Consider the following 15,686-nt stretch of genomic DNA (forward strand, 5'->3'; position numbering starts at 1 on the left):
CGCGGTCGGGGGGTCAGAGGGCGGGGACGACGGGAACGGGCGGCGGGGTCAACGACGGCTGCCCGGGCGCGTGGCGCCGGACCGGGCGGCGATCGCTTCGCGGTAGAGGGCGGCGGTGCCGATGGCGGCCTGCTTCCAGGTGAAGCGGGAGAGCACCCGCTCGCGGCCCGCGGCGCCGAGCCGGGCACGCAGCTCCGGGTCGCCGAGCAGCCGGGCGAGGGCGTCGGCCAGTGCCCCGGCGTCGGCGGGCGGGACCGCCAGGCAGGTCTCGCCGTCCGGGCCCGCGACCTCGGGGATCGCACCGCCGGTGGTGGCGACGAGGGGGGTGCCGGTGGCCATGGCCTCGGCGGCGGGCAGCGAGAAGCCCTCGTACAGCGAGGGGACGCAGGCGATCTGGGCGCCGCGCACCAGGTCGACGAGTTCGGCGTCGCTGATGCCCTTGACGAACTCGACGGCGCCTTGGAGTCCGTGCCGCTCGATGGCCTGGGCGACCGGTCCGTCCTCGGCCCGCTTGCCGACGACCACGAGGTGCGCGTCCGGGTTCCCGGTGCGGAGCTTGGCGAGTGCGTCGACGAGGTGGACGAGGCCCTTCAGCGGTACGTCGGCGCTGGAGGTGGTGACGATCCTGCCGGGCACCTCGGCGACCGACGGATCCGGCGACCAGAGGTCGGTGTCCGCGCCGATGTGCACGACGTGGATGCGGTCCCGGCGCACCCCGAGGTGGTCGACGATCTCCTGCTTGGAGGAGCCGGAGACGGTGAGCACCGAGGGCAGCCGGCGCGCGACCCGCTTCTGCATGCGGGTGAAGCCGTACCAGCGGCGTACGGAGGCGCGCCGGCGGCGGGTCCCGGCGGCGTCCAGGTCCAACTGCCGGTCGACGGTGATGGGGTGGTGGATGGTGGTGACGAGCGGGGCGCCGAGGTCCGCCAACAGCCCGTAGCCGAGGGTCTGGTTGTCGTGGATGACGTCGAACTCGCCGCGCCGGGCGGCGAGATGGCGCCGGGCGCGCAGGCTGAAGGTGAGCGGTTCCGGGAAGCCGCCGGTCCACATGGTGGCGACCTCGGCCGCGTCGATCCAGTCCCGGTACTCGCCGCGCTTCGGGGTGCGGAACGGGTCGGGCTGGCGGTAGAGGTCGAGGCTCGGCAGTTCGGTGAGCGGGACGCCCTCGTCGAGCACCGGATAGGGCTGGGCGCCGATCACCTCGACGCCGTGGCCGAGCCGGGCGAGCTCGCGGGCGAGGTGGCGTACGTAGACGCCCTGGCCGCCGCAGAAAGGATTGCCCTTGTAGGTGAGGAGTGCGATGCGCAACGGACGGTCGTCGGCGCTGCCGGACGGGTCGCCGCCCGTGCGGGGGCCCGACTCTACGGCCTCAGCGGTCACACTCGGCCCCCTTCTCACTGCGTGTTCGCCGGAGCGTAACCGCTCACGCTAATCTAGAACAAGTTTCAGACTGGATCGTTCAATGAGCTACGAATCTACCGGCAGGTAGCGTCGGTGCAACGGCCGGATCAGGTGATTCGCGCCACGACCGGGCACGCTGGCATGCTGTGCGCCCGCGGGAGACCGAGCGCCTCCCGCCGGTCGCGGACAGAAGCCATGGATGGGGACACATGACAGCGGAAGCCAAGCCGGCATCGCCGCCCCTGACCGAACGACAGGAGGCCCGTCGCCGCCGCATCCTGCACGCCAGCGCCCAGCTCGCCGGCCGGGGCGGCTTCGAGGCGGTGCAGATGCGTGAGGTCGCGGAGGAGGCCGGGGTCGCCCTGGGCACGCTGTACCGCTACTTCCCCTCCAAGATCCATCTGCTGGTCGCGACCATGCAGGACCAGCTCCAGCACATGCACACGACGCTGCACAAGCACCCCCCGGCCGGTCAGGACCCGGCGCAGCGGGTCGCCGACACCCTGATGCGGGCGTTCCGCGCGCTCCAGCGCGAGCCGCATCTGGCGGACGCGATGGTGCGGGCGCTGACCTTCGCGGACCGCAGCGTCAGCCCGGAGGTGGACACCGTCTCGCGGATCACGACGGCGATCATCCTGGACGCGATGGGGCTGGAGCATCCGACGCCGGAGCAGCTGTCCGCGGTCCGGGTCATCGAGCACACCTGGCACTCGGCGCTGATCACCTGGCTGTCGGGGCGGGCATCGATCGCCCAGGTGAAGATCGACATCGGTACCGTGTGCCGGCTGATCGACGTGACGAAGCCCACGGAAGCCCCATAGCACACCCGGACCCCGTTTCGTGGCGTTTTCAACACACTCCTCTCACCGTTCCGACCGGAAGGGCCACAAGCCGCTCCTTATCATGGTCATGACCAGCACCGATCGAGAGGAAGACATGGCTGACCAGTCAGGCATTGCAGGCGGCGCGAACGGGACGCAGGCCCCGGGCGGACCGGGATACGACGCCCAGCCGCCGGCCGGCTACGGATACCCCGGTGGCGCCCCGCTGCCCAGCGGCAAGGCCACCGCCTCGATGGTTCTCGGCATCCTCGGCCTGGTGCTCATCCCGATCATCCTGCCGATCATCGCGCTGTGCCTCGGCATCTCGGCCAAGCGCATGGCCGACCGCGGCCAGGGCGGCGGCCGCGGCCAGGCGGTCGCCGGCATCGTGATGGGCAGCGTCGGCATCGCGTTCGCCGTGCTCGGCATCACCGTGGCCACGATCCAGGGCATCAGCGCGATGTGACGGGCCACCGCCCAGGACCCGCGCACCGCGCACCGGCCGCGCCGGGGAACCGTACGATCCGGTTCCCCGGCGCGGCTTTCGCTTTCCGGGCCCATGTGCGGCCCCCACATGCGCATGGCTTCAGCTGGGGCGTCCTGCACCATGTCGACGGCGGCACGGTGTCCATACGGTTCGGCGACATCACATGAACACGCCGAGGAGCCGGTCACCATGCGTCGCAGAGCCACGGGCACCGCCCGTCACCGCAGATCCCTCTCCACCGCCGCCGTGCTGACCGCCGCCGGTCTCGTGCTGGCCGGGTGCACCGCCGCCGGGAAGGCGGGCGGGAGCGACTCCGGCGGGGACTCGAAGGACCGAACCGTCAAGGTGGGACTGGTGTACTCCCGTACCGGGCTCCTCGCGGACTACGGGAAGCAGTACCGCGACGGGTTCATGGCGGGCCTGGACCACGCCACGAAGGGCACCCGCGAGGTGGCCGGGCACCACATCGAGGTCACCGAGCAGGACGACGCGGGCGACCCGGGCAAGGCTGTCTCCGCGGCCAAGAACCTGATCGGCAAGGGTTACAAGGTGCTGGCCGGCACCACCGATTCCGGCGTGGCGCTCCAGATGGCGCCGCTCGCCGCCCAGAACAAGGTGCTGTACATCAGCGGCCCGGCCGCCACCGACGCCGTGACCGGCATCAACGACTACACCTTCCGCTCGGGCCGGCAGTCCTACCAGGACATCCTCACCGCCGGGACGATGCTCGGCGACGCCAAGGGCAAGAAGGTCACGGTGCTGGCCCAGGACTCCACCTTCGGCCAGGCCAATGTCGCCGCCGTGAAGGCCGTCCTCGGTACCAGAGGAGCGAAGGTCGGCTCCGTACTGGCTCCGCCCAGCGCCACGGACCTGACCCCGTTCGCCCGGCAGGTGAAGGCGGGCGGGCCCGATCTGGTCTTCGTCGCCTGGGCCGGCTCGACCGCGCCGGCGCTGTGGACCGCGCTGGACCAGCAGGGCGTACTGGAGGCGGGCAAGGTCGTCACGGGCCTCGCCGGAACGGCCTCGTACCCGGTCTTCGGCGACGCCGGTTCCAAGGTGTCGTTCCTGGCGCACTACTTCCCGGGCGCGGGCGGCGGCAACGCCGTGGAGAAGTCCATGCTCGACTCGGTCACCAAGGCCGGCGGCACCCCGGACCTGTTCACCCCCGACGGCTTCACCGCCGCGCAGATGGTGGTGCGCGCGATCGAGAAGGGCGGTGCCACCGACACCGCCGCCATGGTGAAGGCCCTGGAGGGCTGGAGCTTCGACGGGGTGAAGGGCAAGGAGCAGGTCCGGGCCGAGGACCACGCCCTGGTGCAGCCGATGTTCGTCGCGAAGCTCAAGGGGAAGGGCGCCGCTGCCCGGCCGGAGCTGGTGACCACCGCGCCGATGGACGAGGTGGCACCGCCCGCGAAGCCCTCGGCGGGCTGACCGGTGGCTGCAGAGGAAACCACCGCACGGCGCACGGCCGGGGCGCGGAGCACCGCCCCGGTGCTCCAACTGACCGGTCTCGGCTGGGGCGTCGGCGGCGCGACGATCGTCGAGGACGTCACACTCGGCGTCCACGAGGGCGAGTTCCTGGCCTTCATCGGCCCCAACGGGGCGGGCAAGACCTCCCTGTTCAACCTGATCAGCGGGCTGACCACGGCCACCTCCGGCACCATCGCGCTGGACGGCACGGACATGACGGCCGACCCCGCGCACGCACGGGCGCGGCGCGGCATCGGCCGCACGTTCCAGACGTCCAGCCTCTGGCCGGCGATGAGCGTGGCCGACCACGTCCGGCTGGCCGCCCAGGCCGCCCGGGGCGGCTCCTACCGGCTGTGGCGGCGCGCCTCCCGGTACACCGCCGAGGTGGACGGCGTACTGGAGCGCACCGGTCTCGGCCACCGGGCACGGGCGACGGCGGCCGAGCTGTCGCACGGCGAGAAGCGGAAGCTGGAGCTCGCGGTGCTGCTGGTGGGCGAGCCGCGGCTGATGCTGCTCGACGAGCCGATGGCCGGGGTCAGTGCGGAAGAGGTTCCCGCGCTGACCGAACTGATCCGCACCCTGCACCGGGACGAGGGCCGCACCGTCCTGATGGTCGAGCACCACATGGACGTCCTGCTGGGGCTGGCCGACCGGCTCGCCGTGATGCACCACGGAAGGCTGCTGGCGCTGGACACCCCCGAGGCAGTGACCGCCGACCCGACCGTCCAGCAGGCCTATCTCGGGGAGGGACTGTGACGACCGGGCCCCTGCTCGCCGTACGGGACCTGCGGGTCCTGATCGGCGGCCGGCACATCCTGCACGGCGTCGACCTGGACGTCGCCCGGCACGGAGTGACCGCGCTCCTCGGCCGCAACGGTGCCGGGAAGACCACGACCGTGCGCGGTGTGCTCGGTCTCGTCCCGCGCACCGGCAGCGTACGGCTGGACGGCGAGGAGACCGTGTCGCTGCCCACCCACACCGTGGTGCGCCTCGGCATCGGTTACGCACCCGAGGACCGCGGCATCTTCGCCGGGCTGACCGTCGCGGAGAATCTGCGGCTGGCCGAGCGGCGCGGCGCGGACGGGCCCGCGTACGGACTCGTCCATGAACTGTTCCCCGAACTGAAGCGCCGGGAGAGGCAGTTGGCGGGGACGCTGTCCGGCGGGCAGCAGCAGATGGTGGCGATCGGCCGCACGCTTCTCAACGGCAACCGGCTGATCATCGCCGACGAACCCACCAAGGGCCTGGCGCCCAAGGTGGTCACCGAGGTCGCCCAGGTGCTGGAACGGGCCGCCGAGGCGGTGCCGGTGCTGCTCGTGGAGCAGAACCTCGCCGTCGTGCGGCGCCTGGCCGAGCACTGTGCGGTGCTCGCCGACGGCCGCACGGCCCACCAGGGACCGGCCGCCGAGCTGCTGGGCGACGCGGAGACGGCACGGCGACTGCTGGGTGTCGGACACGGCCCGGTCACCCGAGCATCTTCCGTGGAGGCGGATTCCTGATGTCCACCGTTGTTCTGCTCACCATGACCGGACTCGGTCTGGGGGCCCTCTACTTCCTGATCGCGTCGGGACTCTCGCTGATCTTCGGCCTGATGGACGTGCTGAACTTCGCCCACGGGGCGCTGCTGTCCATCGGCGCGTACGGCACCTGGTGGGCGGCGTCCGGCCATCTGCCCGGTGCCGGTCCGGGCGGGGCGGGCTTCGTCCTCGCGGTCCTGTTCGGTACGGCGGTGGGCACCGCGGCCGCCGTGCTGCTGGAACTCGCCGTCGTCCGCCCGCTCTACACCCGGCCGCGCGAGCAGGTGCTCGCCACGGTCGGGGTGGGGCTCGCCGTCCCGGCCCTGCTGTCGGGCATCTGGGGGTCGGACGCCCGTACCTTCCCGGGCCCGAAGGCGCTGTCCGGCACCTTCGGCCTGTTCGGCGCCCAGGTGCCGGTCAACCGGCTGGTCCTGGTCGCGGCGGCCCTCGTCGTGCTCGTGGCGCTGCGGCTCTTCCTGGGCCGTACCCGGCACGGACTGGTCGTACGGGCCGGGGTCGAGGACCGCGCGATGGTCACCGCGCTCGGCATCGACGTACGGAAGGCCTTCACTCTCGTCTTCGCGATCGGCGGCTGCGTGGCCGCGCTCGGCGGGGCGCTCGGCGGCCTGTACTTCGGCTCGGTCGACCCGCGCCAGGGCACCTCGCTGCTGATCTTCGCGTTCGTCGTGGTGGTCACCGGGGGCATGGGATCGGTGAGCGGCGCCGCCGTGGCGTCCGTCGTCATCGGCCTGGTCCAGCAGTTCGCCAACTACTACACCGCAGCGGGCCTCGGCGACCTGGCCGTCGTCGTCCTGCTCGCCGCGCTGCTGCTCGTACGGCCGCGCGGACTGACCGGGAGGCTCGCGTGAGCACCGCCACCGAGACACACCAACGCACCGGCGAGGACCGCACGGCCGCACGGGCCCCCGGGAACACCGCCCGGCTGCTGCGCCGCTGGTGGCCCGCCGCCGCTCTGCTGGTCCTGGCCCTCGCCCCCTTCAGCGCACTGCCGCTGCCGGGGCTCCTGGACGGCCCGCTGGGCAGCCCCGGGAGCCTGCAACTCCTCGCCACCTGCCTGCTGTTCGGCGCGCTGGCGACCGGTTACGACCTGCTGCTCGGCCGCACCGGGCTGCTCTCCTTCGGGCACGCGCTGTACTTCGCGGCGGGCAGCTACGCCACGAACACCCTCCTGCTGGAGGCGGGGCTCCCGTTCGCCGTGTCCGCCCTGCTCGGTGTCTGCTGCGGGATCGTGCTCGCGCTGGTCCTGGGGTCGGTGAGCCTGCGGGTCACCGGCATCGGCTTCTCCATGGTGACGCTGGCGTTCGCCCAGGCGGGATCGATCCTGGTCTCCCGCAACCCCGGCGGTCTGACCGGCGGCGAGGAGGGCCGGGCCGCCCCCGCCGAACTGCTGCCGTCCGGGCTGGTGGGCATCGAGAACACCGCGAACCTCTACTGGCTGGCGCTCGCCTACCTCGTCCTCACCCTCGCCGTCGTCCACCGGGCGGTCAACTCCCCCACCGGACGCGTCTGGGAGGGCATCAAGGAGAACGAACGCCGGGTGGAGGTGCTGGGTCTGAAGCCGTACGGGTTCAAGCTCACCGCCTTCGTCCTGGCCGGTGCCCTGGCCGCGCTGGGCGGTCTGGTGCATCTGCTGCTCACCGGTGGCTCGACCCCCCAGACGACCACCTCCGACTTCACCCTGTCCCTGCTGGTGATGGTGGTGCTGGGCGGATCCGGCACCCGGTGGGGGCCGATGGCCGGCGGCATCCTCTACACCTGGGCCGATCACCGGCTCGGTGATCTGGCCGGATCGGGCGCGGTCGCCGAACTGCCCGCGGTACTGCGGGTGCCGCTCTCCCAGCCGCTGTTCCTGCTCGGTGTGCTGTTCGTGGCCGTGGTACACCTGCTGCCCGGCGGCCTGGCCCGGCTGCCGTCCCGGCTGGCCGCGGCACGCCGCGGACCGGCCGGCCCCGAAACACCCGCGAAGAGCAAGTCCCGGAAGGAGAACGGACGCCCGTGATCGCTTACGAAGAGGTACGAGTCCCGGTGGCCGACGGCGAGCTGGCGGCGCTGCGGTGGCCGGCCCGGGAGCCCGGGGCGCCGGTCGTCGTCGCCCTGCACGGCATCACCGCCAACGCCCTGTCCTGGGGTCCGGTGGCGAGGCTGCTGGACGGGCGCGTCACCCTGGTCGCGCCGGATCTGCGCGGCCGGGCCGGGAGTTCGGCGCTGCCCGGTCCGTACGGGATCGCGGCGCACGCCGACGACGCGGCCGCCGTGGCCGCGGCACTGGGCTCGGGCCGGGTGGTGCTGGCGGGCCATTCGATGGGCGCGTTCGTGGCGGCGCTGGCCGCCGTGCGGCACCCGGAACGGTTCGGGCCGCTGCTGCTGGTCGACGGCGGCATCGGTTTCCCCGCCCCCACGCACCTGTCCCCGGACGAGCTGATGACCGCCGTGATCGGCCCGGCGATGGACCGGCTGTCGATGACCTTCGCCGACCGGGCCGCGTACCGCTCGTTCTGGCAGGCGCACCCCGCGTTCGCGGATTCCTGGTCGGACGAGGTGGACGCGTACATCCAGCGCGATCTGACCGGGGACGAGCCCGCCATGCGTTCCACCTGCCGGATCGAGGCGGTGCGCACCGACGGCATCGGCCTCTTCGACGAGGAGGTGCTGACGGCGGTACGGAAGCTGCCCGTTCCGGCGACGCTGCTGTGGGCGCAGCGCGGACTGATGGACGAGGAGCAGGGCCTGTACGACGAGGCCCGGCTGGCGGCGGCGGATCTCGGGGGGACCCGGGTGACGCCGGTGGCGGTCCGGGACGTCAACCACTACACGGTGCTGACGGGGGACGCGGGCGGCAAGGAGATCGCGCGCCGGCTGGTGGACCTGTCCGGCGCCTGAGGACTCGCTGCCGCCCGGGGCGGCCGGACGGCCTTCACCGGCCCCGGCCGCCCGTCAGCAGGTGGAGCCGCAGGGCGAGTTGCAGCTCCAGGGCCCGGCCCGGCTCGTTCCAGTCGCGGCCCAGCAGCACCTGCACCCGGTCCAGCCGCTGCACCACCGTGTTGACGTGCACGTGGAGTTCGTCCTTGGCGCGGACGAGACTGCCGCCGGACCCGAAGTAGGCGCCGAGGGTGCGCACCAGGTGGGTGCCGCGCTGCGCGTCGTACTCCAGCAGCGGCCCGAGCGTCGCCGAGACGAAGCCGTCGACGTCCTGCGCGTTGCCCAGCACCACGCCCAGGAAGCCGAGTTCCTCGACACAGGCCCCTTCCCCGGTGCGCCCGAGGACCCGCATCGCGCGCAGGCAGCGGGCGGCCTCCTCGTACGCGGCGGCCAGCTCCCGGGCGCCGCGCGCCGGGCCGGTGGCGGCGACGGTGACGGGGGTCTGGGCGAGCTGGCCGAGCTGGGCCGCCGCCGTGCGTGCCGCTTCGCCCGCGGCCGGTCCGCGGTCACCGGCCGCCACCAGCAGCACCACGGTCCCGGCGTGTTCCGCGCTCACCCCGCGGATGTCTCCGCCGAACAGATAGCGCACCGCGGCGGGGGCCAGCCGCTCCCGGGGCCCGCCCTCGGCCACCAGCAGCAGATGCGGGCGGTCGAGGTCGATGCCCAGGCGCCGGCCGCGTTCGGTGAGTCCGGCCGGGTCGCGGTCCGCGTCGGTCAGCAGATCGGTGATCAGCTCGCCACGTATCCGGTTCTCGGTCTCGGCGACGGTGCGCCGCAGCAGCAGAAGCAGTCCGGTGACCACCGAGGCCCGCTCGAACAGCCGCCGGTCGGAGTCGTCGAGCTGTCCGCGCCGGTGCAGGACCAGCCCGGCCAGGAGCTCCCGCCCGGCGAGGACCGCGCAGATCCACCGGCCGTCGCGGTGCACGGCGCGGGCGCCGGTACGGGATTCCTCGGCGGTCTCGGCCAGCCATCCGGCGTCCATGCTGTCGGCGGCGAAGTCCGTGCCGTCGGGCCGGACTGCCGCCAGCAACCGCCCGCCCGGGTCGTGGATGGTCAGCGGGGAGTCCAGCAGTCCGGCGACCGCCGCCGCGACGTCCGTGACGTCCCGGCCGCGCAGCACCAGATCGGTCAGCCGGTCGTGGGCCTCCTCGGCCCGCCGCATGGCCGCCGAGTGCGCGCGTACCGCCGCGTTCGCCTCCGCCAGCTCGGCGTTGGCCCCGGCCAGTTCGTCCAGTGCGGACCGGGTGTCGGCGAGCGCGCGGGCGGTGTCGATGGCGATCGCGGCGTGCGCGGCGAGCGAGCAGAGCAGCGCGACCTCGTCGGGGCTGAAGACGCGGGCCGCGCGGTCGGCGGCGAAGAGGACGCCGATGACCTTTCCGGTGCCGCCGCGGCTGGAGCCGAGGAGCAGCGGTACGCCCAGGATGGCGACGAGCCCCTCGTCCAGCACTCCGGCGTTGATGTTGCGGGTGTGGTGGAAGCGGTCGTCGGTGCGGTAGTCGGGGGTCGCGTACGGGCGTGCGGTCTGCGCCACCAGGCCGCCCAGCCCGTGGCCGAGCTCCAGCCGCAGCCGCTGGAAGACCACCGACACCGATCCGTCGGTGACCCGCATGTAGGTGTCCCCCGCCTCCTCGTCGGGGAGGGTGAGATACGCCGTGTCCGTGCCGAGCAGCATCCTGGCCCGGCGGACGATCGCCTTGAGCACCTCGTCCAGGTCGCGGGAGGCGGCCAGGTCGCCCGCGGTGTCGAAGAGCGCGGTGAGCTGGAGCTCGCGGCGGCGGTGCTGGCGCAGGGCGCCCCTGATCCGCAGGGCGGTGGCGGTGGCCCGCTCCACCTCCGCCAGGTCGCCGGCGGGCACCCCGGCGGCACGGGCCTGCGAGGAGACGGCGCCCAGCGCCTCGGCGGGGGCGTCGTCGGCCAGCAGGTCGAGCAGGCGCCGCAGATGGGGCGCGGCGGAGGCGGACGGTTCAGACATGGGCGGGCCGGCAATCGTAGGGGGCGGGGATCAATTGGCGGTCCAGCCGCCGTCCATGGAGAGCGAGGTCCCGGTGATGTGCCCGGTGCGCGGCCCGCAGAGCCACAGCACGGCCTCGGCGACGTCACCGGGCTCGATCAGCCGCTTGATCGCGCTGCGTTCCAGCATGACCCGGCCCACCACCTCCTCCTCGGAGATGCCGTGCGTGCGGGCCTGGTCCGCGATCTGGTTCTCGACCAGCGGGGTGCGTACGTAGCCGGGGCAGACGCAGTTGCTCGTCACCCCGTGCCCCGCCGCTTCGAGCGCCACCACCTTGCTGAGTCCCTCCAGTGCGTGCTTGGCCGTCACATAGGCCGATTTGTAGGGGCTGGCCCGCAGTCCGTGCACGGACGAGATGTTGACCACGCGCCCCCAGCCGCGTTCGTACATGCCCGGCAGGGTCCGGCGCAAGATGCGGAACGGGGTCTCCACCATGACGCGCTGGATCAGCGCGAAGCGCTCCGGCGGGAATTCGTGCACGGGTGCGACGTGCTGGAGCCCGGCGTTGTTGACCACGATGTCCGCGTCGTCGGGCAGGGTGTCCACCGCGTCGGGGTCGGAGAGGTCGACCACCCACGCCGTCCCGCCGATCCCTTCCGCCAGGCTCTTCGCGGCTTCGGCGGCCTTGTCCACCACGTGCACATGGGCGCCGGCCGCCGCCAGGGCCTGGGCGCAGGCCCGCCCGATCCCGCTCGCGGCGCCGGTCACCAGGGCGGTGCGCCCGGCGAGCAGCGGGTTCGCGGGCGGCGGGACGGTGAGCGGGGCGGGCCCGGGGTCCGGGCGCTGAGGAGTCTCCATGGCCGTCACCGTAAGGAGGCCGGGGCGCTCGTCACACGGGGCCGGTGCCCATACCTTCGTACCCAGGCATGGTGGCGGCCCACATGGTGCGGGTTTGGCGGCGGGCCGTCAGTGTGCCGCGGCGGGCGCCGCCCGCTGCTCCGCGGTCAGCTCCAGGTCCACCGCGGCCAGGCTCTCGCCCAGCTGCGCCACCGAGGAGGCACCGACCAGCGGGCCGCGTACCCGGACGTGTTCGCGGACGGCTCCGTGGCCTCGGGCCCGGGAGATTTCCCGGGTACGGAACGGCGGGAGGGCCCACAGGCCTCTCCCGCCATCCACGACCGACCGGCTACCCCCCGCCTCCGCCTAATCCTCGGGCGGGAAGACGACTTCCCCCGAGTCGGTCAGCGTGATCGTGATCGCCTCGACCGGGCATCCCTCGGCAGCCGCGAGGACCTTCTCGTCGGCATCGGTCTCCGGGGCCGACGGGCGGGACTGCCGGGCGGAGTCCAGCGCGAAGCGGCCCGGTGCGTGGTTCAGGCACATCCCGGAGCCGATACAGATCCCCCGGTCGACCTCCACCGCCCAGCGGTCCCCCATCACGCCTCCCCGTATCCGGCCGGCAGGTGGATCATCTTGTGCTCGAAGTACTCGCCGTACCCCTCGGGGCCGAACTCCCGCCCCAGACCTGAGTTCTTGTACCCGCCGAACGGGCCGAGCATGTCGAGGCTGAAGGTGTTCACGCTGTACGTGCCGGTCCTGACCCGGCGGGCGATGTCGATGCCGCGTTCGGTGTCGGCGGTCCAGACGCTGCCGCTGAGGCCGTAGTCGGAGTCGTTGGCGATCCGTACGGCCTCGTCCTCGTCGCCGTACGGCAGCAGGCAGATGACGGGGCCGAAGATCTCCTCGCGGGCGATGCGCATGGAGTTGTCGACGTCTCCGAAGAGGGTCGGCTCGACGTACCAGCCCCGCTCCTGGGACGCCGGACGGCCGCCGCCGGTGAGGATCTTGGCGCCTTCGTCCTGCCCGATCCGGATGTAGTCGAGCGAACGTTGTTGCTGGCGCCGCGCGACCAGCGGGCCCAGTTCGGTGGCGGGGTCGAGCGGATCGCCGACCTTCAGCGCGCTCGCCGCCGCGGCGAACGCCTCGGCCGTCTCGTCGTAGCGGGAGCGCGGTACGAGGATGCGGGTCTGGGCCACGCACGCCTGGCCGTTGATCATCCAGGCGAAGGGCACGATGCCCGCGACGGCGGCGTCCAGATCGGCGTCCGGGAGGATCACGGCGGCGGACTTGCCGCCCAGCTCCAGCGTGACCCGGGTGAGGTTGCGGGAGGCGACCTCCATCACCCGGCGCCCGGCGGCCACGGAGCCGGTGAACGACACCTTGTCGACGCCGGGGTGCCCGACCAGGTACTCGCTGACCTCGCGGTCGGCCGGAAGGATCGACAGCACCCCCTCCGGCAGCCCGGCCCCGGCGGCGATCTCGGCCAGGATGTAGGCGTCCAGCGGGGATTCGGGCGAGACCTTGAGCACGGCGGAGCACCCGGCCAGCAGTGCGGGCGCGAGCTTGGCGGCGGCGGTGAACTGCGGAACGTTCCACGGCACGACGGCCGCGACCACCCCGACCGGCTCCCGGCGCACCAGCAACGGCCCGAGCGCCCCGGCCCGCCGCTCCTCGTACGGGAAGTCGCGGGCGACGGTGATCGCCGAGTCCCACACCATCATCGCGGCGAGCGCCTGCACCATGACGCTCGACGTGTACGGGGTGCCGTTCTCCGAGCTGATGACCCGGGCGATCTCCTCGTACCGCACGGCGAACCCGTCCTTGATCCGGGTCACCACCGCGATCCGCTCGTCCAGGCCCATCCGCGCCCAGGGCCCCTCGTCGAACGCCCGCCGCCCGGCCTCGACGGCCCGGTCCACATCCGCCTCGCAGGCGTGCGGCACCCGGCCGATGACCTGCTCGGTGTGGGGCGAGACGACCTCGATCGCGTCCCGGCCCAGCGGATCGACCAACTCCCCGCCGATGAACAGTTTTCCGTGTTCGACAAGCTCGGTCATGACTGCTGCCTCCCGCGGCCCGGCGCGTTGCCCGACTCAGTATCCGACCCGGCATCTGACTCTGTGTCAGAACTGATACCAGTTCCGGTTCCAGGAGTCCACGGCCGCGACAGCGCCCCCGACGAGATGGTCGACCAGGGCTACTACTGGAACAAGTTCTCGTTACAGTGGGGCGACGCACCGGAGTCGCAATTCCGCACGCTGTCTGGAGAGATGGGGACCTCATGACGCAGGTGACCGACCACGGCGGGGGCGTGCACAGCATCAAGGTGCCCATCCCGGACAATCCACTCGGCCATACCCTCGTACACGTCCTGGACACCGACCGGGGGCCGGTCCTGATCGACACCGGGTGGGACGACCCCGAGGCGTGGGACACGCTCGGTGCCGGGCTCGCCGCCGTCGGTACGGAGATGGCCGACATCCACGGGGTGGTCATCACCCACCACCATCCCGACCACCACGGGCTCTCCGGGCAGGTGCGCGAGGCCTCCGGGGCCTGGATCGCCATGCATGCGGCGGACACCGCGATCGTGCGGCGCACCCGGGAGTCCCGGCCCGGCACCTGGCTGACGTATCTCGCGGCCAAGCTCGCCGCGGTCGGCGCGCCCGAGGAGCACCTCGCGCCGTTGCGGGCCGCCGCGGCCGGCGGAGGGCGGGCGCGAGCGCTGCCGGGGTTGCGGGCCGCGCTGCCGGACCGGGAGGTCGTCCCCGGTGAGCTGCTCGATCTGGCGGGGCGCAGGCTGCGGGCGATCTGGACGCCGGGGCACACACCGGGGCATGTGTGCCTGCACCTGGAGGAGGAGCATCCGGGGAATCTGCCGGGCCGGGGGCGGCTCTTCTCGGGGGATCATCTGCTGCCGGGGATCAGTCCGCACATCGGGCTGTACGAGGGCCCGGACGACGCTACGGTCGGTGATCCCCTCGGCGACTACCTCGACTCGCTGGAGCGGATCGGCAGGCTCGGGGCCGCCGAGGTGCTGCCCGCCCATCAGTACGCCTTCACCGATGCGGCGGGACGCGTACAGGAGCTCCTCGGTCATCACGAGGAGCGGCTGACCGGGCTGCTGGGGCTGCTGGCACAGCCGCTGACGCCGTGGGAGCTGGCCGAGCGGATGGAGTGGAACCGGCCCTGGGAGCAGATCCCGCACGGCTCCCGGAACATCGCCGTCTCGGAGGCGGAGGCGCATCTGCGGCGGCTGGTGAAGCTCGGGCGCGCGGAGGCGGTGCCGGGGAGCGAGCCGGTGACGTACATCGCGGTGTGAGTGCGGGGCGGGCCGCCCCGCCCCGCACCGTTCAGCTCACCGGCCGGGCCTCACTGGCCCACCCTTCCGTCGATGCACTCGCGCAGCAGGTCGGCCTGCCCGCAGTGCCGGGCGTACTCCTCGATCCTGTGCACCAGCAGCGACCGGACGGAGATCCTGTCCTTCCCCAGCCGCTCGCCCAGGTCCGGGTGCCCGGCCAGCGCGGCGTCGGTCGCGGCCTGCTCGCGCTCCAGATCGGCGTAGGCGGAGTCGACCACGGCCTGATCGGCGACGGCTCCGTCGAAGTCCGCGTCACGCTTGCCGTACAGCTTGGGCAGCGGTTCACCGTCGGTGATCCAGTTGCGCCAGTCCCGTTCCACCTCGGCGAGGTGGCGCAGGAGGCCGAGCAGCGACATCGTCGACGGCGGGACCGACCGCCGGGCCAGCTGCTCCGCGTCCAGGCCCTCGCACTTCATCCGCAGGGTCAGCCGGTAGTCGGTCAGGTAGTCCTGGAGCGTCGGGAGCTCGCCGTCCGGACCGGCTCCTTCCGAGTTGCGGGGGTCGTCGTCCGGGTCGGCCCACATATCGGGGTAGACGGTGGCCTGGCTCCAGCGTGCGGGTTGATCACTCATGCGGGACATGGTCGTCCGTTCTGGGCCGAACTCGCCAGTGGGTTTCCCGCGTTGCCGGAGAGCCGAAGCCGCCCCGGGCCCGTCCGGGCCCGCCCGGTAGAGTGTGCGGGTCGTCATCATGCCCGTTCAGGGGGAAGCCGGTGGGAATCCGGCACTGACCACGCAGCCGTGAGCCGTCGTCGCAGACGGTGAGTCGGAATGCCCTGTCCGCGGTCGTGACCGGCTCGGACCACCGGACCCACCGGTGGTCGGCACCGTCGAGGTATACGGAGCCGGAGCCTGGTGCCTGAGCGTGCCTGTGCCCGGTTCACCCCGCAGGAGAGGCC

15 protein-coding genes, 1 pseudogene and 1 riboswitch are annotated in these 15,686 nt (G+C 72.8%); of the genes and pseudogenes, 9 read left to right on the plus strand and 7 right to left on the minus strand.

The window, feature by feature from the left end; all coding sequences use genetic code 11:
• Positions 1-48: 48 nt before the first annotated feature.
• Positions 49-1,380, minus strand: a complete 1,332-nt coding sequence (locus tag BT364_RS02795; protein WP_072483424.1) for a glycosyltransferase family 4 protein — start codon at positions 1,378-1,380, stop codon at positions 49-51.
• A gap of 230 nt (positions 1,381-1,610) precedes the next feature.
• Here BT364_RS02795 and BT364_RS02800 point away from each other — a divergent pair, with 230 nt between their 5' ends.
• The 8 genes from BT364_RS02800 to BT364_RS02835 all read left to right on the plus strand — a co-directional run bounded on the left by BT364_RS02800 (position 1,611) and on the right by BT364_RS02835 (position 8,597).
• Positions 1,611-2,222 (plus strand): TetR family transcriptional regulator, encoded by a 612-nt coding sequence (locus BT364_RS02800; protein WP_072483425.1) that lies wholly within the window; start codon positions 1,611-1,613, stop codon positions 2,220-2,222.
• 88 nt (positions 2,223-2,310) lie between these two features.
• Entirely contained in the window at positions 2,311-2,688 is a 378-nt protein-coding gene (locus BT364_RS02805) for a DUF4190 domain-containing protein (protein ID WP_256259557.1), read from the plus strand.
• 210 nt (positions 2,689-2,898) lie between these two features.
• The gene (locus tag BT364_RS02810; protein WP_072483427.1) at positions 2,899-4,140 is read left to right on the plus strand and encodes a substrate-binding domain-containing protein; all 1,242 of its coding nucleotides are present in this window, start codon (positions 2,899-2,901) and stop codon (positions 4,138-4,140) included.
• 3 nt (positions 4,141-4,143) lie between these two features.
• The gene (locus BT364_RS02815) at positions 4,144-4,935 is read left to right on the plus strand and encodes an ABC transporter ATP-binding protein (protein WP_079179288.1); all 792 of its coding nucleotides are present in this window, start codon (positions 4,144-4,146) and stop codon (positions 4,933-4,935) included.
• Positions 4,932-5,678: an ABC transporter ATP-binding protein gene (locus BT364_RS02820; protein ID WP_072483429.1), complete on the plus strand. Its 747-nt coding sequence runs from the start codon at positions 4,932-4,934 to the stop codon at positions 5,676-5,678. The genes BT364_RS02815 and BT364_RS02820 overlap by 4 nt, the downstream gene beginning before the upstream one ends.
• On the plus strand, positions 5,678-6,565 hold the full coding sequence (locus BT364_RS02825) for a branched-chain amino acid ABC transporter permease (protein WP_072483430.1): 888 nt from the start codon (positions 5,678-5,680) through the stop codon (positions 6,563-6,565). The genes BT364_RS02820 and BT364_RS02825 overlap by 1 nt, the downstream gene beginning before the upstream one ends.
• Entirely contained in the window at positions 6,562-7,716 is a 1,155-nt protein-coding gene (locus BT364_RS02830) for a branched-chain amino acid ABC transporter permease (protein WP_072483431.1), read from the plus strand. The genes BT364_RS02825 and BT364_RS02830 overlap by 4 nt, the downstream gene beginning before the upstream one ends.
• A complete protein-coding gene (locus BT364_RS02835) occupies positions 7,713-8,597 on the plus strand; it encodes an alpha/beta hydrolase (protein ID WP_072483432.1) in 885 nt (294 codons plus the stop codon). The genes BT364_RS02830 and BT364_RS02835 overlap by 4 nt, the downstream gene beginning before the upstream one ends.
• A gap of 34 nt (positions 8,598-8,631) precedes the next feature.
• Here BT364_RS02835 and BT364_RS02840 read toward each other — a convergent pair whose 3' ends face one another.
• The 5 genes and pseudogenes from BT364_RS02840 to BT364_RS02860 all read right to left on the minus strand — a co-directional run bounded on the left by BT364_RS02840 (position 8,632) and on the right by BT364_RS02860 (position 13,484).
• Positions 8,632-10,608 (minus strand): helix-turn-helix domain-containing protein, encoded by a 1,977-nt coding sequence (locus tag BT364_RS02840; RefSeq protein WP_072483433.1) that lies wholly within the window; start codon positions 10,606-10,608, stop codon positions 8,632-8,634.
• Between the two features lie 30 nt (positions 10,609-10,638).
• Positions 10,639-11,445, minus strand: coding sequence for a 3-hydroxybutyrate dehydrogenase (locus BT364_RS02845; protein WP_072483434.1), 807 nt, complete (start codon positions 11,443-11,445; stop codon positions 10,639-10,641).
• Positions 11,446-11,553: 108 nt separating this feature from the next.
• Positions 11,554-11,658: pseudogene (locus BT364_RS39785) on the minus strand (aldo/keto reductase); the annotation flags it as partial.
• A 132-nt stretch (positions 11,659-11,790) separates the two neighbouring features.
• Positions 11,791-12,024: a ferredoxin gene (locus tag BT364_RS02855; protein WP_072483436.1), complete on the minus strand. Its 234-nt coding sequence runs from the start codon at positions 12,022-12,024 to the stop codon at positions 11,791-11,793.
• Positions 12,024-13,484: an aldehyde dehydrogenase gene (locus BT364_RS02860; protein WP_072483437.1), complete on the minus strand. Its 1,461-nt coding sequence runs from the start codon at positions 13,482-13,484 to the stop codon at positions 12,024-12,026. Before BT364_RS02860 ends, BT364_RS02855 begins: the two co-directional genes overlap by 1 nt.
• Before the next feature lie 224 nt (positions 13,485-13,708).
• On the opposite strand from BT364_RS02860, the gene BT364_RS02865 reads away from it, so the two are divergent.
• Positions 13,709-14,749, plus strand: coding sequence for an MBL fold metallo-hydrolase (locus tag BT364_RS02865; protein WP_072483438.1), 1,041 nt, complete (start codon positions 13,709-13,711; stop codon positions 14,747-14,749).
• A 50-nt stretch (positions 14,750-14,799) separates the two neighbouring features.
• On the opposite strand, the gene BT364_RS02870 is transcribed toward BT364_RS02865, so the two are convergent.
• Positions 14,800-15,369, minus strand: coding sequence for a DinB family protein (locus tag BT364_RS02870; RefSeq protein ID WP_072483439.1), 570 nt, complete (start codon positions 15,367-15,369; stop codon positions 14,800-14,802).
• A gap of 81 nt (positions 15,370-15,450) precedes the next feature.
• Positions 15,451-15,585, plus strand: a riboswitch (cobalamin riboswitch).
• The last annotated feature ends 101 nt before the right edge of the window (positions 15,586-15,686 follow it).

The sequence above is a fragment of the Streptomyces atratus genome (assembly GCF_900119365.1).
Lineage (GTDB): Bacteria > Actinomycetota > Actinomycetes > Streptomycetales > Streptomycetaceae > Streptomyces > Streptomyces atratus_B.